Here is a 22,977-nt window from a genome sequence, read left to right on the forward strand (position 1 = left end):
GACGGCCGCATGACGACCGGTATGCGCCACGACCGCGACGGAGCCCCGCAGCCGCAACGCTTCGTCATCAGCTTCGCGGGGTTCAACCGCCCCTGGGCCGTGTGGATCGCCCACCGCCTGGAGGAGCACGGCCACCGCGTGGCCCTGCAACGCTGGGACCCGCAGACGAGCCCCGGCCTCACCGAGGCCCTGGAGGACCTGGCCCGCTCCGGCGGCCGGGTCCTGGTCGTCCTCAGCGAGCGCTACTTCTCCGCGGGCACCCACACCGACGAGGAGTGGAACGCGGCCCTGCGCACCGTCACCGGCGCCCACCCCGACCGGTTCGCGGCCGTCTGCCTCACCGACTCCCCGCTGCCCAGCGCCGTCGCCGCGCTGGAGAAGACCGACCTGTGGGGCCTGGACGCGTACGAGGCCGAGTACCGCGTCCTGCGCCGACTGGAGCTTCCCACCGACCGGATCGGCACCGAGAGCGGCCGCCGCGGCCCCCGCTTCCCCAACGACCCCCCGGAGGTCTGGGGCCGCGTCCCGCGCCGCAACCCCCGCTTCACCGGCCGCAACGACGTCATCGGCGCCCTGCGGGCCGCCCTCACCGAGGCGCCGCCCGGCGCGTCCACCGTCACCCTGCTGGGGCTCTCCGGCGTCGGCAAGACCCAGGTGGCCACCGAGTACGCCTACCGCTTCGCCTCCGAGTACGACGTGGTGTGGTGGGTCCCCGCCGAGGACCGGCCCACCCTGCGCGAACGCCTCGCCGACCTGGCCCCCGCCCTCGACCTGCCGCGCGGCGCGGGCAGTTACGGCGAGCAGATCCGGGCCGTGCTGGAGGCGCTGCGGCGCGGCACCCCCTACCACCGCTGGCTGCTGGTCTTCGACGGCTGCGACCACCCCGACGACCTCATCGACCTGCTGCCGTCCGGCGCCGGCGACGTCATCATCACCTCCCGCAACCGCGAGTGGGCCGCCCGGCACACCAGCCTCGTCGAGGTACCGCTCTACGCCCGGCCCGAGTCCGTCACCTTCATCCGCCGGCGGGCCCGCCGGCTCTCCGGGGACGAGGCCGACCAGCTCGCGGAGGCCCTGGAGGACTACCCGCTGGCCCTCGACCAGACCGCGGGCTGGCTCGCGGACTCACCGCTCGGCGTCGGCGAGTACCTCACCCTGCTCCGGCGCCGACTGGACACCCACGAGGCCGTCACCCTCTCCGACGACTACCCGCTGCCCTTCCCCACGGCGCTCGCGATCCTGCTCAACAACGTCCGGGAGAACTTCCCCGACGCCCTCGCCCTGCTGCGCCTGTTCGTCTTCTTCGCCCCCGGCCGGGTCCCGCTGCGCCTGCTGCGCGAGTTCCCCGCCGCCGACGTCCCCGAACACCTCGCCGGCCTGATCAACGACCAGATCCGCTGGAACGCCGCCCTCAACAAGCTCGTGCAGTTCTCCGTCGTCCGCCTGGAGTACTCCGACCTGTCCGTCGAGGAGGGCGGTGGCGGCCTGGAGACCGTCCAACTGCACCGCATGGTCCACAACATCGTCCGCGACGACCTCGGCGAGGAGGAGGCCGAGCAGCTCTCCCGCGCCGTCCGCCAGGTCCTCGCCGCAGCCGACCCGGGCCGGCCCACCGACTCCCGGCTCTGGCCCCGGTACGCCGAACTCATCCCGCACCTGGAAACCGCCGGCGTCCTGACCAGCACGAACCCCCGCATCCAGAACTTCCTGCTGCACTGCCTGCGCTACCTGATCCTCGCCGGGGAGTACCGCACCTGCCTGCGGCTCGCCGAGGAGACCGACGGCGCCTGGCGGTCCATGCTCGGCGAGGACCACGACCAGGTCCGCGAACTCAGCTACCACCACGGCGGCGCCCTGCGCATGCTCGGCCACTTCCGCCGGGCCGAGGTCCTCGCCAAGTCGGTCGCGGACCGGCTCGTCGAGGAACGCGGCGACCGCGACCTGGAGACCCTGCGCGCGACCAGCACGTACGCGGGGGTACTGCTCGGCACCGCCAAGTTCGAACAGGCCCGCCTGCTGCTGGAACACGCCTTCACCACCTACCGCGAACTGCTCGGCGAGGACGACTCCACCACCCTCAACGCCCAGAACAACGTCGCCGTCGCCCTGCGCCTCCTCGGCCGCTACCAGGAGGCGTACGACATCGACCTCGACACCCTGCGCCGCCGCGAACGGGTCCTGCGGGTACGGCACATCGCCACCCTCTCCTCCGGCATCGGCTGCGCCATGGGCCTGCGGCTCATGGGCCGCTACCGCGAGGCGCAGGCCCGCCAGGAACAAGGGCTCAAACTCAACGCCCAGGTACTCGGCCCCAACCACCCGCAGACCCTGCGCGCCGAACACAACCTCGGCATGTGCCTGCGCCGCGCCGGCGACATCCCCGGCGCCGGCGCCCGCCTGCGGGGCGTCCTGGAACGCTCGACCCGGGTGTTCGGCGCCGAGTTCCCCTGGACCCTGATGGTCGCCTCCGACTACGCCACCTACCTGCGCGAGTACGGGGACGTCGGCGAGGCCCGCCGGATCTCCGAGGACGTCGTGCGCGGCTACCAGTCCCAACTGGGCCTGGCCCACCCGTACAGCATCGGCACCGTCGGCAACCTCGGCCTGGTCCTGCGCGCCCAGGGCGAACGGGAGGAGGCCCTCAACCTCGCCGAACAGGCCCTCGTCGGCATGCGGGGCGCGCTCGGCGACCGGCACCCCTGGACGCTGGGCTGCGCCCTGAACGCCACCGGACACCGCAACATCACCGGACGGCTGGAGGACGCCGTGGACCTCAGCCGGGCGACCCTGCGGGCCGCCGGGCAGGTGCTGGGGCCCGACCACCCCATGACCCTGAGCGCCGAGATCGCCCTCGCCGCCGACCTGCGGGCCGTCCGGGAGGACGTGGAGGCCTCCAAGCACGAGGACGCCGGGCTGCGGGCGCTGATGCGCACGCTCGGGCCGCAGCACGTCCACACCGTCTCCGCACGTCAACAGACCCGCCCCTACTGGGACTTCGAACCCCAGCCGTAGCCCGTGGCCCGCGCGGACCTGGCCCCCGGTCGCGGCCGGAGACGCCGGAAGGCCCGGACCCCCTCGGGGGTCCGGGCCTTCACGGTTCGAGCAGGTGTGGCGATCAGGCCTCGAAGACCTCGTTCAGCAGCAGCTGCTGCTCCGCCTGGTGACGCTTCGCGGAACCCACCGCCGGGGACGAACCGTGCGGACGCGACACGCGCCGCAGCCGCTCGCCCGCCGGGATGTCCGCGCCGACCGCCAGGTCGAGGTGGTCGATCAGGTTCAGCGCGATGAACGGCCACGCACCCTGGTTCGCCGGCTCCTCCTGCGCCCAGATGTACTTCGCCGCGTTCGGGAACTTGGCGATCTCCGCCTGGAGCTCCGCACCCGGAAGCGGGTACAGACGCTCGATCCGCAGGATCGCGGTGTCCGTGACGCCGCGCTTCTCCCGCTCGGCCTCCAGGTCGTAGTAGACCTTGCCGGCGCAGAAGACGACCTTGCGGATCTCGTTCGGGTCACCCGCTCCGGAGGAGACGCGCGTGTCGCCGATGACCGGACGGAACGAGCCGTTCGTGAACTCCTCCGCCTTCGACGCCGCCGCCTTCAGACGCAGCATCGACTTCGGGGTGAAGACGATGAGCGGCTTGTGGTGCGGGTTGTGGACCTGCCAGCGCAGCAGGTGGAAGTAGTTCGACGGCAGGGTCGGCATGGCGACCGTCATGTTGTCCTGCGCGCACATCTGGAGGAAGCGCTCGGGACGCGCGGACGAGTGGTCCGGGCCCTGGCCCTCGTAGCCGTGCGGCAGCAGCAGCGTGACGCCGGAGGTCTGGCCCCACTTCTGCTCGGCCGAGGAGATGAACTCGTCGACGACGGTCTGCGCGCCGTTGACGAAGTCACCGAACTGGGCCTCCCAGAGGACCAGCGCGTCCGGACGGGCCAGCGAGTAGCCGTACTCGAAGCCCATGGCCGCGTACTCGGAGAGCAGCGAGTCGTAGACGTTGTAGCGGGCCTGGTCGTCCGACAGGTACAGCAGCGGGGTGTAGTCCTCGCCGGTCTCCCGGTCGATGAGGACCGCGTGACGCTGACCGAAGGTGCCGCGGCGGGAGTCCTGACCCGACAGCCGGACCGGGGTGCCCTCCATCAGCAGCGAACCGAAGGCCAGGGTCTCGCCCATGCCCCAGTCGATCGTGCCCTCGTCGATCATCGCCGCGCGGCGCTGGAGCTGCGGCAGCAGACGCGGGTGCACGGTGACGTTGTCGGGGATGTTGACCTGGGCCTCGGCGATCCGCTTCACGACCTCCTGCGAGACCGCGGTGTTCACCGGGACCGGGAAGTTGGCCGTGGGCGCCGGGACCTGCGGGGCGGCCGCGGGCTGCGTGGCGGCCTCGCGGACCTCCGCGAAGACCTTCTCCAGCTGGCCCTGGAAGTCCTGGAGCGCCTGCTCGGCCTCTTCCAGGGTGATGTCGCCGCGACCGATGAGGGACTCGGTGTACAGCTTGCGCACCGAGCGCTTCTTGTCGATCAGGTCGTACATCAGCGGCTGGGTGAACGCCGGGTTGTCGGACTCGTTGTGGCCACGACGGCGGTAGCAGATGAGGTCGATGACCACGTCCTTGTTGAACGCCTGACGGAACTCGAAGGCGAGCCGCGCGATGCGGACCACGGCCTCCGGGTCGTCGCCGTTCACGTGGAAGATCGGCGCCTCGATCATGCGGGCCACGTCGGTCGCGTACATCGAGGAACGCGAGGACTCCGGGGCGGCGGTGAAGCCGACCTGGTTGTTGATGACCACGTGCACGGTGCCGCCGGTGCGGTAGCCGCGCAGCTGCGACATGTTCAGCGTCTCGGCGACCACACCCTGGCCGGCGAAGGCCGCGTCGCCGTGCAGGGCCAGCGGCAGGACGGTGAAGTCCGTGCCGCCCTTGTTGATGACGTCCTGCTTGGCGCGGGCGACACCCTCCAGGACCGGGTCCACGGCCTCCAGGTGGGAGGGGTTCGCGACGAGCGAGACCTTGATCTGCTCGCCGTCCAGGCCCGTGAAGGTGCCCTCGGCGCCCAGGTGGTACTTGACGTCGCCGGAGCCGTGCATCGACTTCGGGTCGAGGTTGCCCTCGAACTCGCGGAAGATCTGCGCGTACGACTTGCCGACGATGTTGGCCAGGACGTTCAGCCGGCCGCGGTGGGCCATGCCGATGACGACCTCTTCGAGGCGGGCCTCGGCGGCCGAGTCGATGACGGCGTCGAGCAGCGGGATGACGGACTCGCCGCCCTCCAGGGAGAACCGCTTCTGACCGACGTACTTCGTCTGCAGGAAGGTCTCGAAGGCCTCCGCCGCGTTCAGCCGGCGCAGGATCCTCAGCTGCTCCTCGCGCTCCGGCTTGGAGTGCGGGCGCTCGATGCGGTCCTGGATCCAGCGGCGCTGCTTCGGGTCCTGGATGTGCATGAACTCGACGCCGGTGGTGCGGCAGTACGAGTCGCGCAGCACGCCGAGGATGTCGCGGAGCTTCATCATCGACTTGCCGGAGAAGCCGCCGACCGCGAACTCGCGCTCCAGGTCCCACAGGGTGAGGCCGTGCTCGGTGATGTCGAGGTCGGGGTGCTTGCGCTGCTTGTACTCCAGCGGGTCGGTGTCGGCCATGACGTGGCCGCGGACCCGGTAGGAGTGGATCAGCTCGAAGACGCGGGCGGCCTTCGTGACGTCGTCGTCGTGCGAGGCGTCGATGTCCCGGAGCCAGCGGACCGGCTCGTACGGGATGCGCAGCGCCTCGAAGACGTCGTCGTAGAAGCCGCTCTCGCCCAGCAGCAGGTTCGCGACGATGCGCAGGAACTCGCCGGAGGCCGCGCCCTGGATGACCCGGTGGTCGTAGGTCGAGGTCAGGGTCATGACCTTGGAGATGCCCAGCTTGTTCAGGGTGTCCTGCGAGGTGCCCTGGAACTCGGCGGGGTAGTCCATGGAGCCGACGCCCATGATGACCGACTGTCCGGGCATCAGGCGGGGCACGGAGTGCACGGTGCCCAGACCGCCGGGGTTGGTCAGCGAGACCGTGACGCCGGTGAAGTCGTCCATCGTCAGCTTGCCGACGCGGGCGCGCCGGACGATGTCCTCGTACGCCTGCCAGAACTCGAAGAAGTTGAGGGTCTCGGCCTTCTTGATGCCGGCGACGACGAGCTGACGGTCACCGTTCGGCTTCACCAGGTCGATCGCGAGACCGAAGTTGATGTGCTCCGGCTTGACCAGGGTCGGCTTGCCGTCCTTCTCCGCGAAGGAGTAGTTCATGGCCGGCATGGCCTTGATCGCCTGCACCATCGCGTAGCCGATGAGGTGCGTGAAGGAGATCTTCCCGCCCCGGGCGCGCTTGAGGTGGTTGTTGATGACGATGCGGTTGTCGAACAGCAGCTTCACCGGGACGGCGCGGACGGACGTGGCCGTCGGGACGTCGAGGGAGGCGTTCATGTTCTTGGCCACGGCAGCGGCGGGGCCGCGGAGCGTCACCAGTTCGGGGCCCGCGGGGGCCTCGGTGGCGGGCGCGGCCTTGGGAGCTGCGGGAGCGGGCGCGGCGGCAGCCGGAGCCTGAGCGGGGGGCGTGGCCGGTGCGGCGGCCTGGGCCTGGGAGGTGACAGTCACAGCAGGGGCACCAGAGGGGGTGGCAGGAGCAGGGGCAGGAGCTGGCACAGGCGTGGTCGCGGCCGAGGGCGAGGGCGCGGCGTCAGCCGCTCCCGCGGCACCGGTGCTCGCACCGGCGCTCGCCGCCCCCGTGGCGGCCGCGACGGGGGCCTGCGGGGCCTGGGCGGCGGGGCTGGCGGCCTGTGCGGAGGCGCCATCCTTCGTCGTCGTGGACTTCTCGGGACCGTCGGCCTTGGCGGGGGCTGCTGCGCCCCCGGGCTTGTAGTCGGCGAAGAAGTCCCACCAGGCCCGGTCGACCGAGTTCGGGTCCTGGAGGTACTGCTGATAGATCTCGTCGACGAGCCACTCATTGGCACCGAAGCCTGAGGCAGGGGTCTTCCCGCCCTCTGCTGCTTCGGTCGTGGTGCTCGAGTTACTGGGGGACTGTGGCGACACGGCGGCAACCGCCCTCTTCCGCTTCACAAGGTATGGACAGCGGGAATAAAGGCTACGCCTCCCCGGGCGTCCGATGCAGGCCGGGCGGGACTTACGTCGCGCAGGTCACATCGAAAGGCGGGTTTCACCGCTTGGAATGGCGGGAAACAAGCGTGGTTCGGGTAGGGGACACCGTGGTTGCGGCCCCCTTGGCTTCGCACCCCTGACGGACCCCGGCGCGTGTGGCCGAGATCATGTCCTTCCCACTCGAACCCTACGTCAACGCGATGCCTGGGAGCTGCCCGGAAGCGTGACGAGGATGCGGCAGCCGCGTGACGATTCGGCCACTCCGATCTGGCCCCCGTGCAGGCCGACGGCCCAGCGGGCGATGGCCAGGCCCAGTCCGGTACCCCCGTCGCCGCCCCCGGAATTGCCCCGGTTGAACCGCTCGAAGACCCGGTGCCACTCGGATTCGGGGATCCCGGGACCCTCGTCCCGCACCTCCAGGTCCAGGCTCCCGGGCGCGTCGCCGGCCCGGGCCCGGACCGTGACCCGACCGTGCGGGGGGCTGTGCTTGACCGCGTTGTCGATCAGGTTCGCCACCACCTGGTGGAGCCGTTCCGCGTCGGCGTACGCCGTCAGTTCGAACGGGAACACGTCCAGGTGGAGGTGGACGTCGTTGCGGGTGTGCCCGCCCGAGCCGGAGGTCAGGCCCGGCCGCCCGGCGGCCGCCAGCCCGGACTCCTTGAGCACCCCCGACAGGTACGGCCACACCTCGAACCGGCGCGCCCGCAGCGGGACCACGCCGTTGTCCACCCGGGACAGGTCCAGCAGGGTCTCCACCAGCCGGCCCAGCCGCTCGGTCTGCTTCAGCGCCGTCCGCATGGTCTCCGGGTCGGCGGCCGAGACCCCGTCGACCACGTTCTCCAGCACCGCCCGCAGGGCCGCGATCGGTGTGCGCAGTTCGTGGGAGACGTTGGCGACCAGCTCCTTGCGGTGCCGGTCCACCGCCTCCAGGTCGTCGGCCATCAGATTGATCGTCGCGGCCAGGTCGCCGAGCTCGTCGCGGCGCCCCGCCTCGCGCACCCGGCGCGTGTAGTCCCCGTGGGATATCGCCCGGGCCACCGTGGTCATGTCGTCCAGCGGAGCCGTCAGGCCGTGCGCCACGAACTGGGTGATCAGCATCGAGGCGATCACCGAGAACACCGTGATGAAGCGCAGCTCGGTGTCCGTGCGCAGGGCCACCAGCAGCAGGCCCGTGGTGATGAAGACCGACACCACGACGAGCGTGCCCAGCTTCGTCTTGATCGAGAACGGCGAGTAGGGCCGCAGCCCGCCGCCCGGCTGCCGCTGGCTCACGGCTGGGCCGGGGTCTCCAGGGCGTACCCGACGCCGTGGACCGTGCGGATCCGTTCCGCGCCGATCTTCCGGCGCAGCGCCTTGATGTGGCTGTCGACGGTACGGGTCCCGGACGCGTCGGCCCAGTCCCACACCTCCGCCAGCAACTGTTCCCGCGAGAGCACCGCCCGCGGCGTGCCGGCCAGGCACACCAGCAGGTCGAACTCCGTCGGCGTCAGGTGCACGTCCTCGGTGTGCACGCGGACCCGGCGCTGCGCGTGGTCGATCTCCAGATCGCCCAGGCGCAGGGTGGCCCCGCGCGGGGCCGTCGCGGCCAGTGTGGCCCGCTCCACCCGTCTCAGCAGTACGTGGACCCGTGCGGCCAGCTCGCGCATCGAGAACGGTTTCGTCATGTAGTCGTCGGCCCCGACCCCGAGGCCGACGAGCATGTCGGTCTCGTCGTCCCGGGCGGTGAGCATCAGCACCGGCACCGGGCGCTGTGCCTGCACCCGGCGGCAGACCTCCAGCCCGTCGAAGCCGGGCAGCATGACGTCGAGCACCAGCAGCTCGGGCAGCCAGCTCTCGGCCGCCGAGACGGCGGCAGGGCCGTCGTGGGCGGCCTGGACCTGGAAGCCCTCGGCGCGCAGCCGGGCCGCGATGGCGTCGGCGATGGTGCGGTCGTCCTCGACCACGAGCACGCGCCGCTGGGCGCCTGGGGTGGCCGCGGCGCCGTTGTGGGTGGTGTGTGTCTGTTCCATGTCCCGCCCCTGAAGAACCCGCGTGATGGGGTGCAGCGTAGAGGAGGCGCAGGCCTGCGGCTATGTGGGGCCGACCGGGCCCCGGGCGAGGTGGACGACGTCCGGGACACCTCGGGCGACTCGCACTTCTTCCGTCCGTACCGACTCGAATCCGGCATTCCGCAGGGCCTGCTCGAAGGCCTCGGACGGTCGCGCGGACCAGACGGCGAGCACCCCGCCGGCGGTGAGGCGGGCCCGGCAGGCGGCGAGGCCCGCGGGGGAGTACAGGCCGCGGTTGTCGTCGGTCACGGTCCAGTCCGGGCCGTTGTCGATGTCCAGGCAGAGGGCGTCGTACCGGTCGCCCGTGTCGTGGAGGTAGGCGACGAGATCGGTGTGCAGGACGCGGACCCGGGGGTCGGCGAGGGCGGCGGCCGAGAGCGGGGCCAGCGGCCCGCCGCGGTGCCAGTCGATGATCGCCTCCTCGCGCTCGGCGACGACGATCCGACCCCAGTGCGGTTGGGAGGCCGCGTGGGCGAGGGAGAAGCCGACGCCGAGACCGCCGACGAGCACGGACGGGGCCGGCGGCGACGGGTCCAGGGCCGCGAACGCCGCGTCGATCAGCAGGCGTTCGGAGCGGCCGTCCGAAGTGTCCATGAGGAAGCAGCCGTTGGCGATGATCTCGTGCGTCTCCCCGCGCCGGCGCAACACCACCTCCCCGTACGGTCCTTGACGGCGGTCGACGGTGACGGGTTCCGGTGCGGGGGCGGTCATCGGTCTTCCTTCCGGTGGCCGCTCGGCCACTCCTCGTCGCCGGACACAACGAAGCCCCCGTGCCGCTTGTTCCGGGTACGGGCCCGCCTTCCGGTCCGCGTCGCGGCGCGCGTCCGCGGCCGGGCCCTCAGTCCTCGAACGGGGGCAGCGCGTCCAACACCCGCGTCAGGGCGATGGGCACCGAGCCGTCGCCGGTGGCCACCTCGAAACCCCCGTACACGAAGGCGTAGGTGAACCCGTCGAACACGGTCCCGCTCTTCGACGTCCGGGGCAGCCGGGCGAAGTCCGCCTCCCGCAGCGCGGCGCGCAGCGTGCCGAGTTGAGGGCCGGTCAGCCTTCCCCGGCCGACCTCCTTCGCCCGCCCGTCCAGCCGGGTCCAGGAGCCGTCCTCGCCGATCACCAGGGTGCCGGTGCGGCCGGCGAAACCGCCGCCGCGGGTGACCCGGACCAGGGTCGCGGCCGGGGAGGTGACGCGAGGCGAGGGGGCCGGGGTCGTGCCGGTGGGACCGGGACCCGGGCTCGTCGGATCCCCGGGGGCGGGTGCGCTCGGAGTGCCGGCGGACGGGGCGGACGGGGCGGACGGGGTCGCGGGCGACGAACCGCCGGCCGTCGCGGTCGGTTCCGTTCGTGGGGCGGCCGGTTCACCGTCGCCGCCGCAGCCGCCGAGCAGCAAGGCGGCCAGTGCCGCTCCGAGCACCGCGCTCGCTACCGTCGTCGCCCGTCCCGCTCGCCCTGCGCGCACGCCACACCCCCGCGGGAATTCGGCCGACCCGGACCCCGAGTATGGAGTCCGCACCCGTCACGCGGAAGCACCCGGAGGCCGACATCAGCCGCGACACCGCCCGCACGGCCCTCTGGCGCGCGGTGCCGCCGCTCGTCGCCCTCGCCCTGGGGCTCTGGTCCCTGGAACGCGGTCCGGCCGGCGGCAGCATGTGGCGCGACGAGTCCGTCACCGTCCAGGTGGCGCACCGCCCCCTGGGCGACCTGTGGGCGCTGCTCGGGCAGGTCGACGCCGTGCACGGGCTCCACTACCTGCTCATGCACGGCGTGTTCGCCCTGTGGGACGGCGGCCCGTGGGCGCTGCGCCTGCCGTCCGTCGCCGCGACCGCCCTGGCCGCCGCCGGGGTGGCCGCGGTGGCCCACCGGTTGGCGGGGGAGCGGGCCGCGCTGTGCGCCGGGACCGTCTACGCCGTCCTGCCGCCCGTGCAGATGTACGCGCAGGAGGGGCGCTCGTACGCTCTCGTCGCCTGCGCCGTGGTGTGGGCCACCCACCTGATGCTGTGCGGGCGGTGGGCGGCGTACACGGTGGTGCTGCTGCTCGGCTGCTGGCTGCACGAGTTCGCCGTACTGGCCCTGCTCGCGCACGGGTTCGTCGCCCGGCGCTCGCGCGGTTGGCGGTGGAGCGCCGTGGTGGTCGTGGTCGCCCTGCTGCCGCTGGCCCGGGTCAGCGCGGCGCAGGCCGAGCGGCAGTTGGGCTGGCTCGGGCGGCCGAGTGGGCAGGACTGGGCGGCGTACGGGGTGCTCGTGCTCGCGGTGGCGCTGCTCGCCCGGGGGACGTCGGTGCCCCGGGCACTCGTCCGGGTCGCCGCGCCGCTCGCCCTGCTGCCGCCCGGGCTGCTGCTGGTCGTCTCGCTCGCGCACCCCTGGTACGTCGACCGGTACGTCCTCTACGCGCTGGCCGGGCTCGCCCTGCTCGCCGGGGCCCGGCTCGCGGCCGCGAGCGGGCTCCGGCCCTGGGTGGTGACGGCCGCGCTGCTCGTGCCGTTCGGCTGGTGGTCGGTGTGGCTGCGGACCCCGGAGAGCCGCAAGGACGACGTGCTCGCGGTGGCGGCCGCCGTCCGGGAACGGGCCCGGCCCGGGGACGCCGTGCTGTTCATGCCGTCCCGGCGCCGCGAGTGGCTGCTGTCCTCACCCGCCGCGTACGCGCCCCTGCGCGACCTCGCCCTGGACCGCTCCCCGACCGCCTCGCGGAGCCTGTGGGGCACGGAGGCCGACCCGGCCGAGATCCGGGCGCGGTTGGCCGCCGCCCCCCGGGTGGTGGCCCTGCTGGACCCGGAGGGGCAACCCCTGGACCCGTACCCGGCGGAGGTGGCGAAGCGGGAGGCGTTGGGCGCCGGGTTCGTGGAGTGCTCGGTGACACGGGTGCGGGGCGCGCGGATCGTTCTCTACGCGGCCCGGGGCGCGGCCGGCGGCTGCGACCGGGACTGAGGCCGGCGCCGGGACAGGGGGCTCGGGGCGGGGGCCGGGACGGTGGGGCCGGCGGCCCGAGTGGCCCGCCGCGGCGGGTGGTTGGATGGGAGGCGGGCCGGACCGCCGAGCCCGTGGACCACGCTGCCGGAGGCGCCGCATGACCGTGTCCGAGAACCTCCCGGGCCCCCTGGTCGGGGCCTCCTGGGCGGCCGCCCGCCTCGGCGGGCCCGATCTGGTCGTCCTCGACGCCTCCGTCGCCCCCCACCGCGGCGCCGACCGACGGATCCCGGGCGCCCGACCCTTCGACCTCGACGGCGCCCTGTCCGACCACACGACGGGGCTCCCGCACACGATGCCCGCGCCCGCCGACTTCGAGCGCGCGATGCGGGACCTCGGCCTCGACGACCGGGCCGCGGTGGTCGTGTACGACGCCGCGGGCCTCCATTCGAGCGCCCGCGCATGGTGGATGCTGCGCGCCATGGGCTTCGACCGGGCCGCCGTCCTGGACGGCGGACTGCCCGCGTGGGAGGCCGCCGGCCTGCCCGTGGAACACACCCGGCCCCGCTACGAGGGACCCCGCGGCACCTTCACCGCCCGCCCCCGCGCCGGACTGCTGGTGGACGCCGCCGCCGTCACCGACGCCCTGGCCGACCCGGCGGCGGCCGTGCTGGACGCCCGCACCCGGGAACGGTTCGCGGGCACCGCCCCGGAACCCCGCCCCGGGCTGCGCGGCGGACACATGCCGGGCGCCCTGAACCTGCCCTTCGGCGACCTCAAGGGGCCGGACGGGCTGATGCGTCCCGCCGCGGAACTCCGCCGGACCTTCGCGGAGTCGGTGGGCGACCGGGAACGCCTGTACCTCAGCTGCGGGTCGGGGGTGACCGCCTGCGTGCTCGCGCTGGGCGCCGAACTCGCCGGGTACCGGGACCTCGCGGTGTACGACGGCTCCTGGAGCGAGTGGGGCCTGCCGTCCAACCGGCCGGTGAAAAGCGGGGGTTAACCCCACCCGTGCCGCTGGTATCGGCCCCATCGCCCGGCGGGCGGCGCCTCGTCAGAATGGCGTCATGCCTTCCCACACCGCGCCCGCCGCCCGCCCCGGTGCACTCGCCCGGGTTTCCCGACCCGCCCGCACCGCAGCCGCGGCCTGCGCCGTCGTCGGCGGACTCCTCCTCACCGGCTGCTCGTTGACCGCGCACACCATGAGGACCGCGAGCGCCGACGCCACCGTCGCCGAAGCCGTCACCGCGGTCGAGATCACGGGCGCCCGGCACGGTTCCATCGAGGTGACGCCGGGGAACGGCCCGGGCGTCGCCATCCACCGGACCGTCCACTACCGGGGCGACACGGCGCCCCGACCGGAGCAGCACGTCTCCGGGGGCCTGCTCACCTTCGACACCGGCTGCACCGGCAGTTGCTACGTCGACTACCGGCTGGAGGTGCCGGCCTCCGCGACGGTCAAGCTCGAAAGCAGCAGCGGACGCGTCACGGTGACCGGGGTGGCCGCGGCCGACGTCGAGACCTCCTCGGGCGACGTGAAGGTGGAGCGCATCGCGGGCGCGTTGAAGGCCCGTACCTCCTCGGGCGACATCACCGGCTCGGCCCTGGCCGGCCCGGGGGCCGACATCCGCTCCACGTCCGGTGACGCCCGCCTGACCTTCGCGACGTCCCCGAACTCGGTGGCCGCCGAGACCGGCTCGGGCAACGTCACCCTGACGGTGCCGTCGGCGCCCTACCGCGTCGACGTCTCGACCACCTCGGGCGACCGCCGGGTCGCCCTGCCCACCGACCCGGCGGCCGACGCCCGCCTCGCGGTGAGGACCACCTCGGGCGACGTCAGCGTCTCGGCGGCCTGAGGGGGTCGGCGGGGGCCTGAGGGGGCCTGAGGGGGGCGGCGGGGGTCGGCGGGGATGGCCGATCGGGCGTCGGACCAGGGGCGGCCGGGGTGTTCGCCCCCGGCGAACGGCGGTGGGGGAACATCGGGGGGCTCATCGGCATTGAGTCGGCATAGCTCAACTTCACTGCCGGAGGGAAGATCATGGCTTCGACGTCCGTATCGCTCACCCTGCCCGTACTGCCGCTCGACGACGAGGTCGTACTGCCCGGGATGGTCGTCCCGCTGGACCTGTCCGACGCCGATGTGCGGGCGGCCGTGGAGGCCGCCCAGGCCGCCGCGGGCAGCGGGAAGCCCCGGGTGCTGCTCGTGCCGCGGATCGACGGACAGTACGCGGGCACCGGTGTGCTGGGGACCGTCGAGCAGGTGGGGCGGCTCTCCGACGGGGACCCGGGCGCGCTCATCCGAGGGCGCGGACGCGTCCGCATCGGCGCCGGGACCACCGGGCCCGGGGCCGCGCTCTGGGTCGAGGGCGAGACCGTCGAGGAGTCGGTGCCCGAGCCGCTGCCCGGCGCCGTCACCGAGCTCGTCAAGGAGTACAAGGCCCTCGCCACCAGCTGGCTCAAGAAGCGCGGGGCCTGGCAGGTCGTGGACCGGGTGCAGCAGATCGAGGGGGTGTCGGCGCTCGCCGACAACTCCGGCTACTCGCCGTTCCTGACCGTGGCCCAGAAGGTGGAACTGCTGGAGACGGCCGACCCCGTGGCCCGGCTCCGGCTCGCCGTCAAGGCGCTGAGCGACCACCTGGCCGAGCAGGACGTCGCCGAGTCCATCGCCAAGGACGTCCAGGACGGCGTCGACAAGCAGCAGCGCGAGTTCCTGCTGAGGCGGCAGTTGGAGGCCGTGCGCAAGGAACTGCGCGAACTGAACGGCGAGAAGGACGGCGAGGAGTCCGACGACTACCGCGCCCGCGTCGAGGCCGCCGACCTGCCGGAGAAGGTACGGGAGGCCGCCCTCAAGGAAGTCGAGAAGCTGGAGCGTTCCAGCGACCAGTCACCCGAGGGCTCCTGGATCCGCACCTGGCTCGACACCGTGCTGGAACTGCCCTGGAACGAGCGCACCGAGGACGAGTACGACATCCGCGGCGCCCGGGCGGTGCTCGACGCCGAGCACGCCGGACTGAGCGACGTGAAGGACCGCATCACCGAGTACCTGGCGGTTCGCAAGCGGCGCTCCGAGCGCGGCATGGGCGTCATCGGCGGGCGGCGCGGCGGGGCCGTGCTGGCCCTCGTGGGCCCGCCCGGGGTCGGAAAGACCAGCCTCGGCGAGAGCGTCGCCCACGCGATGGGCCGCGAGTTCGTGCGCGTCGCCCTCGGCGGCGTACGCGACGAGGCCGAGATCCGCGGCCACCGGCGGACCTACGTCGGCGCGCTGCCCGGCCGGATCGTGCGGGCGATCAAGGAGGCCGGCTCGATGAACCCGGTCGTCCTCCTGGACGAGATCGACAAGGTCGGGTCCGACTTCCGGGGCGACCCGGCCGCCGCCCTGCTGGAGGTCCTGGACCCCGCCCAGAACCACACCTTCCGGGACCACTACCTGGAGGTCGAACTGGACCTCAGCGACGTGGTGTTCCTGGCCACCGCCAATGTCCTGGAGGCCATCCCGGAAGCCCTCGCCGACCGCATGGAGCTGGTCCGTCTCGACGGCTACACGGAGGACGAGAAGGTCGTCATCGCCCGCGACCACCTGCTGCCCCGCCAACTGGAGCGCGCCGGCCTCGGCGCCGACGAGGTGGTCCTGGAGGAGGACGCCCTGCGCAGGCTCGCCGGGGAGTACACCCGCGAGGCGGGCGTACGGACCCTGGAGCGTTCCCTCGCGCGGCTGCTGCGCAAGGTGGCCTCGCAACACGAGCTGGGGGAACGGGAGCTGCCGTTCCACGTCGGCGCCGAGGACCTGCGGGCGCTCATCGGGCGACCGCACCACGTCCCGGAGTCCGCGCAGGACCCGGCCGAGCGACGGACCGCCGTCCCCGGCGTGGCCACCGGCCTCGCCGTGACCGGGGCCGGCGGCGACGTCCTCTACGTCGAGGCCTCCCTGGCCGACCCGGAGACCGGCGCCGCCGGGCTGACCCTGACCGGCCAGCTGGGCGACGTGATGAAGGAGTCCGCGCAGATAGCGCTCAGCTTCCTGCGCTCCCACGGCGCGGAACTGGAACTCCCGGTCGCCGACCTGAAGGACCGGGGCGTGCACATCCACTTCCCGGCCGGCGCGGTCCCCAAGGACGGACCGAGCGCGGGCATCACCATGACGACCGCGCTGGCCTCGCTGCTGTCGGGCCGCCAGGTCCGCACGGACGTAGCCATGACCGGCGAGGTCTCGCTGACGGGGCGGGTGCTGCCCATCGGCGGGGTCAAGCAGAAGCTGCTCGCCGCGCACCGGGCGGGCCTGACCACCGTGATCATTCCCAAGCGCAACGAGGCCGACCTGGACGACGTCCCGGCCGAGGTGCTGGAGGGGCTGGAGGTACACCCGGTGACCGACGTCCGTCAGGTGCTGGAGCTGGCCCTCGTCGGGGCGGAGGTCACCGCCGAGGTGGCCGCCTGATCCGGCACACGGACGGCCCGGGGCCCCGCTTCGGCGGGGCCCCGGGCCGTCGGCGTACCCGCTGCGAAATACTGACCGGGCGGACACACACCGCGACGGGACCACCATCGACAGGAGCCGGACGTGCACGGGAGTGAAGACCAGGAGTTCCTTGCCCTGGAGCGGGAGCTGTCCGTCTTCCTCCGGCGGGCCCGGGCCTCCTCCGGCGAGATGGCCCGCGCACTCCACCCGGAGCTGGAGCCCGCCGCGTACGGACTGCTGGTGCGGCTGGAGGCGGCGGGACGCCAGCGGGCCACGGAACTGGCCGCGTACTTCGGGGTCGGCAAGGCCACGATGAGCCGCCAGCTGCGGGCCCTGGAGGTGCTGGGGCTGGTGGCCCGCGAACCGGACCCGGCCGACGGTCGGGCCTTCCTGGTCGGGCTCACGGAGGAGGGGCGGGCGCGGTTCCTGCGGGTGCGGGGGGCGCGGCGCGAGCAGTACATGCGCAAGCTCGCCGACTGGGACCGCGGCGAGGTCGCGGAACTCGCGCGGCTGCTCAACCAGTTGAACCAGGGCGCGGACTCGGAGTAGCCGGGCCCGCCCCGTCGCCCCCGCCCCGTCGCCCCCGCCCCGTCGCTCCCGCCCCGTCACAGCTCCGCGTACACCGCGGACGCGTCGTCGTGGCGTTTGTGGCGGCCCGGCGGGCGGGCGGGGTCGCACTCCAGGGCGCGCACGCGGGCGATCAGCCCCTGCGCGCCCTCCTTGCGGAGCACTCCCAGGCAGGCCGCCCAGTCGCCCTCCCCGAAGGTGTCCGTCCAACGGCTCGCGCCGTCCGTGAGCGCGGCCAGGGCCCGCACCTCGGAGCGCGGGGTCCGCCCGGTGACCGCTCGGCCCGCCACCTCCGGATCCGCCGCCGCCGTGAAGAACCCGCCCTCGACATTGCGCAGCGCGTCCGCGGCGGCCACCGAGCGCAGCGCCTCGCGCGGCACCCGGTCCAGTCGGTCGTCGAGGACGGCGCCGACCTCACCGCCCCGGGTCTGGACCAGCAGGACGGAGTCCGACAGCACGAGGTGTTCCACGGTCGCCCCGTCCCAGCGCGCCACGACCACCGTCGCCTGCGGCGTTCGCACGTGAGAAAGGTCACAGGTGCCCCGGTGGGCGGCGGCGGTGCTCTCGATGGACGCCGCCAGGATCCGGTCCAGCGGCATGTCCCTCCGCGATCCGGACAGTTCGGTCAATCGACCGCCGAGGCGGGACACGAACCAGGGCACACCGTGCACGCACCCGTCGTCCCCGCGCGGTGGGGTCACCCCGTCGAGGGCCACCACGACGCCGCCGCCCGACGTGGGCATCGCGGCCGACAGCCAGTCCTCATTGGGGCGTTCCGGGTTCCCGGGGGCCGTCGCCAGGTCGATGCGCATACGGACATTCTGCCTGCGGGGGTGCCGGCGGGCCGCTCCGGGCGGTCGCGCGCCGGACCCCGACCCGAGGAAGGTCCGTACCAACGGGTGGGGGGTGTGGCGGGCGGTACCGGGCCGCCCCGGCGGTGCGGGCGCGCATCTTGCCAAAGCGCGCAGCCATCTTTCAACCACCCGTCCACGGCCGCACCCTGACGGACGCCGCCCGAGTTGGTCGCCAACTGTTCCTTGATGTTCACTCCTTCGAGTGGCCGGGTGGGCGATGTACGGCTCTCTTCCCAACACACTGCAATGGTCTGAGGCGGTACGAGGGGGCAGGGAGCGTTTACTTGTTGACCGGCCGTTACCTCGGCCACACGAGTAGACGAGCACGAGCACACGTACAGGATTGCGAGCACCGGTGCAGAAGAAGCGGTCTCGGAAGAACGGCACCGCCAGCGCCGACGGCCCCGCCATCGCAGGACGTCGCGTCCGCGTGCGCCGCAGGCTGGTGATCGGTGTGGCCGTCGCCGGCCTCACGGTCCTGGTGGCCGGCGCACCCGCCGTCGTCTCCGCGACGAGAGAACTGAACGACTCCCAGCGGCTGGTCACGCTCGCCGAGCAGACCCGGGCCGCCCTCACCCTGGCGCACCTGATCGGCGACGAACGCGACGCCGTCATCGAGTACGTCGCCAAGGGCCGCCCCGCCTCCGGCAAGAGCGCCGTCCAGGAGCGCACCGCGCGCACGGACCGGCAGCTCGAAGAGGTCCGTGCGGAGGCCGACGAGGACCTGTCCGTCGCCCTCGGCCGGATCGGGGCCGTCCGCAGCGAGGCGCTCGACGGCAAGGGCGGCGCGCTCGCCGCGCACCAGGCCTACGCCGGCGTCATCGCGGACCTCATGGCACCGGGCGACCGGCTCGTCGAACTGACCCCGCCCCGCGCGGAGGCCGCCCTGGTCACCACCCGGCCGCTGGCCCCGCTCGGACAGGCCGTGGAACAGGCCGGCGCCACCCGGGGCCTGCTGCTCGCGGCCCTGGGCGTCCCGCGCTCCGAGCAGGCCGTGAGCCTGGCGTCCGTGGACGAACTCACCGTCGCCGCCCAGCGCTCCCGGGTCCGGGAACAGGCCGCCCTCGACGACTTCTCGCGGACCGCGCGACCGGACGTACGGGAGACGCTCGCCGCCACCGTCACCGGCCCCGAGGTCAAGACCGCCGAGGAGTACCTCAAGCGGCTCACCGACCGGCCGACCCTGAACTCGACCGACCGCAAGGTCGACCGCGCCGCCGTGGGCGCCGCGCTCACCGCCCGCGTCGACCGGATGCAGTCGGTCGAATCCACGCTGGCGAGCCGACGGGCCACCGCCCTCGCGACCCTGCGCGACGACGACGTGACCCGCCTCGAACTGCTGATCGCCTTCGTGGGCGTGCTGTTCCTGTTCGTGGTCGGCTTCTCGACGGCCGTCGCCCGCTCCCTGACCCGGCCCCTCTCGGTGCTCCGCCGGGGCGCCCAGCGACTGGCGACCCCGGAGGGCTCCGTCGAGCCGGTGCGCTTCACCGGCCGCAACGACGAGTTCGCCGAGGTCGTCAGCCACTTGAACGCGGTACGGGACCAGACGGTCTCCCTGCACACCCGGATCGCCGGACTCGACGCCGACCGGCGCCGCCTCATCGGCCGCAACGAGGCACTGACCTCCGGCCGCGAGGCCCTGGACGCCGAACTCAGGCAGCTGCGGGCCGGGCTGGAAGAGCACCGCCGCGTCATGTCGACGACGTCGGTGTCCCTGTCCCTGCGCACCCTGGGTCTCGTGGAGCGCCAACTGGCGGTCATCGAGGAGCTGGAGTCCAACGAGCAGGACCCGGACCGGCTCGCGACCCTGTTCAAGCTCGACCACCTCGCGACGGTGATGCGCCGTCACAACGAGAACCTGCTGGTCCTCGCCGGCCAGGAACACGGCCACGGACAGGCCCTGCCGGTGCCGCTGGTCGACGTGATGCGGGCCGCCGTCAGCGAGATCGAGCGCTACGAGCGCGTCGACCTCGCGGCGATGCCCTCGTACACGCAGGTCGCCGGGCACGCCGCCGACGACATCTCGCACGTCCTCGCGGAACTGCTGGAGAACGCGACGACCTTCTCGCCGCCGGACGTCAAGGTGAAGGTGTCCGGCAGACTGCTGGACACCGGCGAAGTGGTGCTGTCCGTGCTCGACGAGGGCATCGGAGTCACCGAGGACCGGATGGCGGCCCTCAACGCCCGACTGGCCACCCCCGAGGCGTACGACGAGGAACCCGAGTCGGAGCACGGCCTGGGGCTCGGCCTGTACGTGGCCGGCCGGCTCGCCGCCCGACACGGCGTCACCGCCGAACTGCGGGCGCCCCGGCACGGCGGGACCGAGGCCCTCGTGGTCGTCCCGGCGACACTGCTGCCGACCACGCCGCCCACCTCGCCGGTCCACTCCGTCGTCACGCCCGGCGCGTCCGGGCTGCGCCTGCCCGGCGCTGTCGCCGAGGCGAACGAGAACACGCTGATGTCCCAGCGGACGCCCCCGGCGGCGGACCCGGTCGTGGAGACCGCGGCCGAGCCCGCGCTCGAACCGGCGGGCGAACCGGCCGGGGATCCGGGGATCGCCGCCGACCTGGCCGCCGCGTTCGGCGACCCGTTCGGCGACCCGGTCGTGGACACGGACAGGGCGGCGGGCGCGGCGGCGGACGCCGAGTCCGGCAAGGGGACGGACCCGGTTCCGGGACCGCTCTCGGACCCGGAGGCCGAGCCGCTCGCCGAGACCGAGGCCGCCTTCGACGCGGAGTTCGAGGCCGAGGTCGAGGCCGAGTTCGAGGCCCGCGCGGACTCCGAGCCGCTTCCGACCGCCGACCAGGTGTTCATCGTCCCCGCGCGGGGGCCGCAGGAGCAGGCGTCCGCCGAAGAACCGGCCGCGCCGGCCGCGAGCGACGCCCCGGACGAGCCGAGCGACCCGGGCGACGCCACGGACGACGCCGCGGGCGAGACCGCGGACGACGCCCCGAACGAGGCCGCCGACGCGATCGACGCCCCGGCAGCCGTCCCGGATCCGCAGCCCGTGCTGTCCGCCGACGAGGAACTCCTCGCCCGGGTGGTGTCGGAGGCCGACGCGGAGGCCTTCGTGACCCCGGACGCCCAGTTGACCCCGGACGCACAGTCGCCCCCGGCCGAGCAGGCCTTCACGGTGCCCGCCCCCGAGGCCGCGGCACCGGGCGACACGGACCCCGCCCAGGGGCTGCCCCGCCGGACACGGCCCGACGCGGCACCGGGACTGCCCGTGCGGCCCGTCGCCGCGGCGTCCGATCCGCACCGGCGGGCCGAGGCCGAGGACCACTGGGTCCCGCGCCAGGCCGGCCACCCCGAAGACGTCCTGACCGACAAGGGACTCCCCAAACGGACCCCGCGCAACGTGGCCACCGGAGGTCGCCCCGCCGACGCGCGCCCCGAACCGCGCCGGGTGGACGCCGACGAACTGCGCCGCAGGCTCGGCGGTTTCTACCAGGGGACCCAGGACGGCAGACGTGTCGTCGAGGCCGAGCTCGCGCAGGACCGCGGGCAGGACCGGGAACAGACCGACCAGGGGGACACCGCACAGGAGGCACGCACATGACCGCGCCCAGTACGTACGGACTGAGCACCCAGGCCCGCAACCTGCAGTGGCTGCTGACCGACCTGGTCAAGGAGGTTCCCGGCGTCAACTCCGTCGCCGTCGTCTCCTCGGACGGGCTGCTGCTGCTCTCCTCCGAGCCGCCGGCGCAGTCCCCGCAGGACCGGCCCAAGGGCCCCCGAGGGGCCTCGGCCGACCTCGCCACCATCGTGTCCGGGCTCGGCAGCCTGACCACGGGCGCCGCCTCCCTCATGGACGGCGGCTCCGTGAAACAGACCATGGTGGCGATGGAGCACGGTTCCGTCTTCGTCATGGTCATCAGCGACGGCTCGCTGCTCGGCGTGCACGCCACGCCCGACTGCGACATGAGCGTCGTGGCCTACCACATGGCCCTGTTCGTCGGCCGCGCCGGCCACGTACTGACCCCCGAAGTCCGCAGCGAGCTGCGCCAGTCGATGGAGAACACCCCGTGAGGAGTCCGGCCTCCGACCGGCTGCCGATACGCGGCGCCGACCGCCGCCCCGCCCGCGTCCGCCCGTACTCGCTGACGGGCGGCCGGACCCGGTTCACGCAGGTCCTGCTGGTGGAGACCTTCGTCGCCGCCCTCGACAGCGGTCCGGTCGTCACGCCCGACCGGATGCCCGAGATGCCCGCCATAGTCGAGGTGTGCCGCCGCATGCGGACGATCGCCGAGATAGCGGCGCTCCTGAAACTGCCGCTCGGTGTGGTCCGGGTCCTGGTCAGCGACCTCGCCGACCAGGGCCGGATACGCGTCTACGGCACGGGACACGGCACCGGCCGTCCCGAACGCGCACTGCTCGAAAGGGTGCTCAGTGGTCTTCGCCGTCTCTGACCGTCACATCGACGTCCCCCCTGACGACGAGCCCGCCCAGTCCTGGCAGTACGACCGCTCGCGTGCGCCCGTGGCCGTCAAGGTGCTGGTCGCGGGTGGATTCGGCGTCGGCAAGACCACGTTCGTGTCCTCCCTCTCCGAGATCACCCCGCTGCGCACCGAGGCGGTGATGACGCAGGCCAGTGCGGCCACCGACGACCTGTCCGGGACCCCGGACAAGAGCACCACCACCGTCGCGATGGACTTCGGCCGCGTCACGCTCGCCGACGACCTCGTCCTGTACGTGTACGGCACCCCGGGCCAGGAACGGTTCTGGTTCATGTGGGACGACCTGGTGCGCGGGGCCATCGGCGGCCTGGTGCTGGCCGACACCCGCCGGCTGCGCGACGCCTTCCCGGCCCTCGACTACTTCGAGAGCTGTGGCCTGCCGTACGCCGTCGCCGTCAACCACTTCGAGGGCTCCGCCTCCTACGAGGAGGAGGACGTGCGCGAGGCGCTCACCGTCCCGCCCCACGTACCGGTGGTGATCATGGATGCCCGGCGGCGGGCGACCGTCGTCGAATCGCTGCTGGCCCTGGTGGGTCACGCCCTCGACGCCACTCCCGAATAGATCCACCAGGTCAGG

General features: G+C 73.3%; 16 protein-coding genes. 10 read left to right on the forward strand and 6 right to left on the reverse strand.

Features of this window, described 5'->3' with window-relative positions:
- Nucleotides 1–9 precede the first annotated feature (9 nt).
- Entirely contained in the window at nt 10–3,012 is a 3,003-nt protein-coding gene (gene fxsT / locus OHA84_RS24115; RefSeq protein ID WP_053676463.1) for an FxSxx-COOH system tetratricopeptide repeat protein, read from the forward strand.
- Nucleotides 3,013–3,115: 103 nt separating this feature from the next.
- On the opposite strand, the gene OHA84_RS24120 is transcribed toward fxsT, so the two are convergent.
- From OHA84_RS24120 to OHA84_RS24140, 5 genes are all read right to left on the reverse strand, one after another.
- A complete protein-coding gene (locus tag OHA84_RS24120) occupies nt 3,116–7,054 on the reverse strand; it encodes a multifunctional oxoglutarate decarboxylase/oxoglutarate dehydrogenase thiamine pyrophosphate-binding subunit/dihydrolipoyllysine-residue succinyltransferase subunit (protein ID WP_266969816.1) in 3,939 nt (1,312 codons plus the stop codon).
- A gap of 258 nt (nt 7,055–7,312) precedes the next feature.
- A complete protein-coding gene (locus OHA84_RS24125) occupies nt 7,313–8,392 on the reverse strand; it encodes an ATP-binding protein (RefSeq protein ID WP_053676465.1) in 1,080 nt (359 codons plus the stop codon).
- Complete coding sequence (locus OHA84_RS24130) at nt 8,389–9,129, reverse strand: response regulator transcription factor (protein ID WP_053676466.1); 741 nt, start codon at nt 9,127–9,129, stop codon at nt 8,389–8,391. The genes OHA84_RS24125 and OHA84_RS24130 overlap by 4 nt, the downstream gene beginning before the upstream one ends.
- Before the next feature lie 60 nt (nt 9,130–9,189).
- Nucleotides 9,190–9,879, reverse strand: a complete 690-nt coding sequence (locus OHA84_RS24135; protein ID WP_053676467.1) for a spermidine synthase — start codon at nt 9,877–9,879, stop codon at nt 9,190–9,192.
- Nucleotides 9,880–10,006: 127 nt separating this feature from the next.
- Nucleotides 10,007–10,576 (reverse strand): hypothetical protein, encoded by a 570-nt coding sequence (locus tag OHA84_RS24140; RefSeq protein WP_371591448.1) that lies wholly within the window; start codon nt 10,574–10,576, stop codon nt 10,007–10,009.
- A gap of 86 nt (nt 10,577–10,662) precedes the next feature.
- On the opposite strand from OHA84_RS24140, the gene OHA84_RS24145 reads away from it, so the two are divergent.
- From OHA84_RS24145 to OHA84_RS24165, 5 genes are all read left to right on the forward strand, one after another.
- Entirely contained in the window at nt 10,663–12,087 is a 1,425-nt protein-coding gene (locus OHA84_RS24145; protein ID WP_266969811.1) for a hypothetical protein, read from the forward strand.
- 139 nt (nt 12,088–12,226) lie between these two features.
- Nucleotides 12,227–13,069: a sulfurtransferase gene (locus tag OHA84_RS24150; RefSeq protein WP_266969809.1), complete on the forward strand. Its 843-nt coding sequence runs from the start codon at nt 12,227–12,229 to the stop codon at nt 13,067–13,069.
- Nucleotides 13,070–13,133: 64 nt separating this feature from the next.
- The gene (locus OHA84_RS24155) at nt 13,134–13,922 is read left to right on the forward strand and encodes a DUF4097 family beta strand repeat-containing protein (RefSeq protein ID WP_266969807.1); all 789 of its coding nucleotides are present in this window, start codon (nt 13,134–13,136) and stop codon (nt 13,920–13,922) included.
- 182 nt (nt 13,923–14,104) lie between these two features.
- Nucleotides 14,105–16,501 carry an endopeptidase La gene (lon, locus tag OHA84_RS24160; RefSeq protein WP_053676471.1) on the forward strand — a complete coding sequence of 799 codons (2,397 nt, stop codon included), beginning with the start codon at nt 14,105–14,107 and terminating at the stop codon, nt 16,499–16,501.
- Between the two features lie 123 nt (nt 16,502–16,624).
- The gene (locus tag OHA84_RS24165) at nt 16,625–17,071 is read left to right on the forward strand and encodes a MarR family winged helix-turn-helix transcriptional regulator (protein WP_053676472.1); all 447 of its coding nucleotides are present in this window, start codon (nt 16,625–16,627) and stop codon (nt 17,069–17,071) included.
- A gap of 56 nt (nt 17,072–17,127) precedes the next feature.
- Here OHA84_RS24165 and OHA84_RS24170 read toward each other — a convergent pair whose 3' ends face one another.
- Nucleotides 17,128–17,901: a protein phosphatase 2C domain-containing protein gene (locus OHA84_RS24170; RefSeq protein ID WP_053676473.1), complete on the reverse strand. Its 774-nt coding sequence runs from the start codon at nt 17,899–17,901 to the stop codon at nt 17,128–17,130.
- A gap of 397 nt (nt 17,902–18,298) precedes the next feature.
- On the opposite strand from OHA84_RS24170, the gene OHA84_RS24175 reads away from it, so the two are divergent.
- The 4 genes from OHA84_RS24175 to OHA84_RS24190 are packed head-to-tail and all read left to right on the forward strand — an operon-like array spanning nt 18,299 to nt 22,962.
- Nucleotides 18,299–21,502 (forward strand): nitrate- and nitrite sensing domain-containing protein, encoded by a 3,204-nt coding sequence (locus tag OHA84_RS24175; RefSeq protein ID WP_266969804.1) that lies wholly within the window; start codon nt 18,299–18,301, stop codon nt 21,500–21,502.
- The gene (locus OHA84_RS24180) at nt 21,499–21,972 is read left to right on the forward strand and encodes a roadblock/LC7 domain-containing protein (protein ID WP_053676475.1); all 474 of its coding nucleotides are present in this window, start codon (nt 21,499–21,501) and stop codon (nt 21,970–21,972) included. Before OHA84_RS24175 ends, OHA84_RS24180 begins: the two co-directional genes overlap by 4 nt.
- Entirely contained in the window at nt 21,969–22,352 is a 384-nt protein-coding gene (locus OHA84_RS24185) for a DUF742 domain-containing protein (protein WP_053676476.1), read from the forward strand. The genes OHA84_RS24180 and OHA84_RS24185 overlap by 4 nt, the downstream gene beginning before the upstream one ends.
- Nucleotides 22,333–22,962 carry an ATP/GTP-binding protein gene (locus OHA84_RS24190; RefSeq protein ID WP_371591449.1) on the forward strand — a complete coding sequence of 210 codons (630 nt, stop codon included), beginning with the start codon at nt 22,333–22,335 and terminating at the stop codon, nt 22,960–22,962. Before OHA84_RS24185 ends, OHA84_RS24190 begins: the two co-directional genes overlap by 20 nt.
- The last annotated feature ends 15 nt before the right edge of the window (nt 22,963–22,977 follow it).

It is taken from the genome of Streptomyces sp. NBC_00513 (genome assembly GCF_041431415.1).
In the GTDB taxonomy this organism is placed as follows: domain Bacteria; phylum Actinomycetota; class Actinomycetes; order Streptomycetales; family Streptomycetaceae; genus Streptomyces.

Coding starts and splice junctions, on each gene's coding strand:
- lon (WP_053676471.1), top strand. CDS start 14,105: ATGGCTTCGACGTCCGTATCGCTCACCCTGCCCGTACTGCCGCTCGAC.
- OHA84_RS24170 (WP_053676473.1), bottom strand. CDS start 17,901: ATGCGCATCGACCTGGCGACGGCCCCCGGGAACCCGGAACGCCCCAAT.
- OHA84_RS24130 (WP_053676466.1), bottom strand. CDS start 9,129: ATGGAACAGACACACACCACCCACAACGGCGCCGCGGCCACCCCAGGC.
- OHA84_RS24145 (WP_266969811.1), top strand. CDS start 10,663: ATGGAGTCCGCACCCGTCACGCGGAAGCACCCGGAGGCCGACATCAGC.
- fxsT (WP_053676463.1), top strand. CDS start 10: ATGACGACCGGTATGCGCCACGACCGCGACGGAGCCCCGCAGCCGCAA.
- OHA84_RS24180 (WP_053676475.1), top strand. CDS start 21,499: ATGACCGCGCCCAGTACGTACGGACTGAGCACCCAGGCCCGCAACCTG.
- OHA84_RS24155 (WP_266969807.1), top strand. CDS start 13,134: ATGCCTTCCCACACCGCGCCCGCCGCCCGCCCCGGTGCACTCGCCCGG.
- OHA84_RS24135 (WP_053676467.1), bottom strand. CDS start 9,879: ATGACCGCCCCCGCACCGGAACCCGTCACCGTCGACCGCCGTCAAGGA.
- OHA84_RS24150 (WP_266969809.1), top strand. CDS start 12,227: ATGACCGTGTCCGAGAACCTCCCGGGCCCCCTGGTCGGGGCCTCCTGG.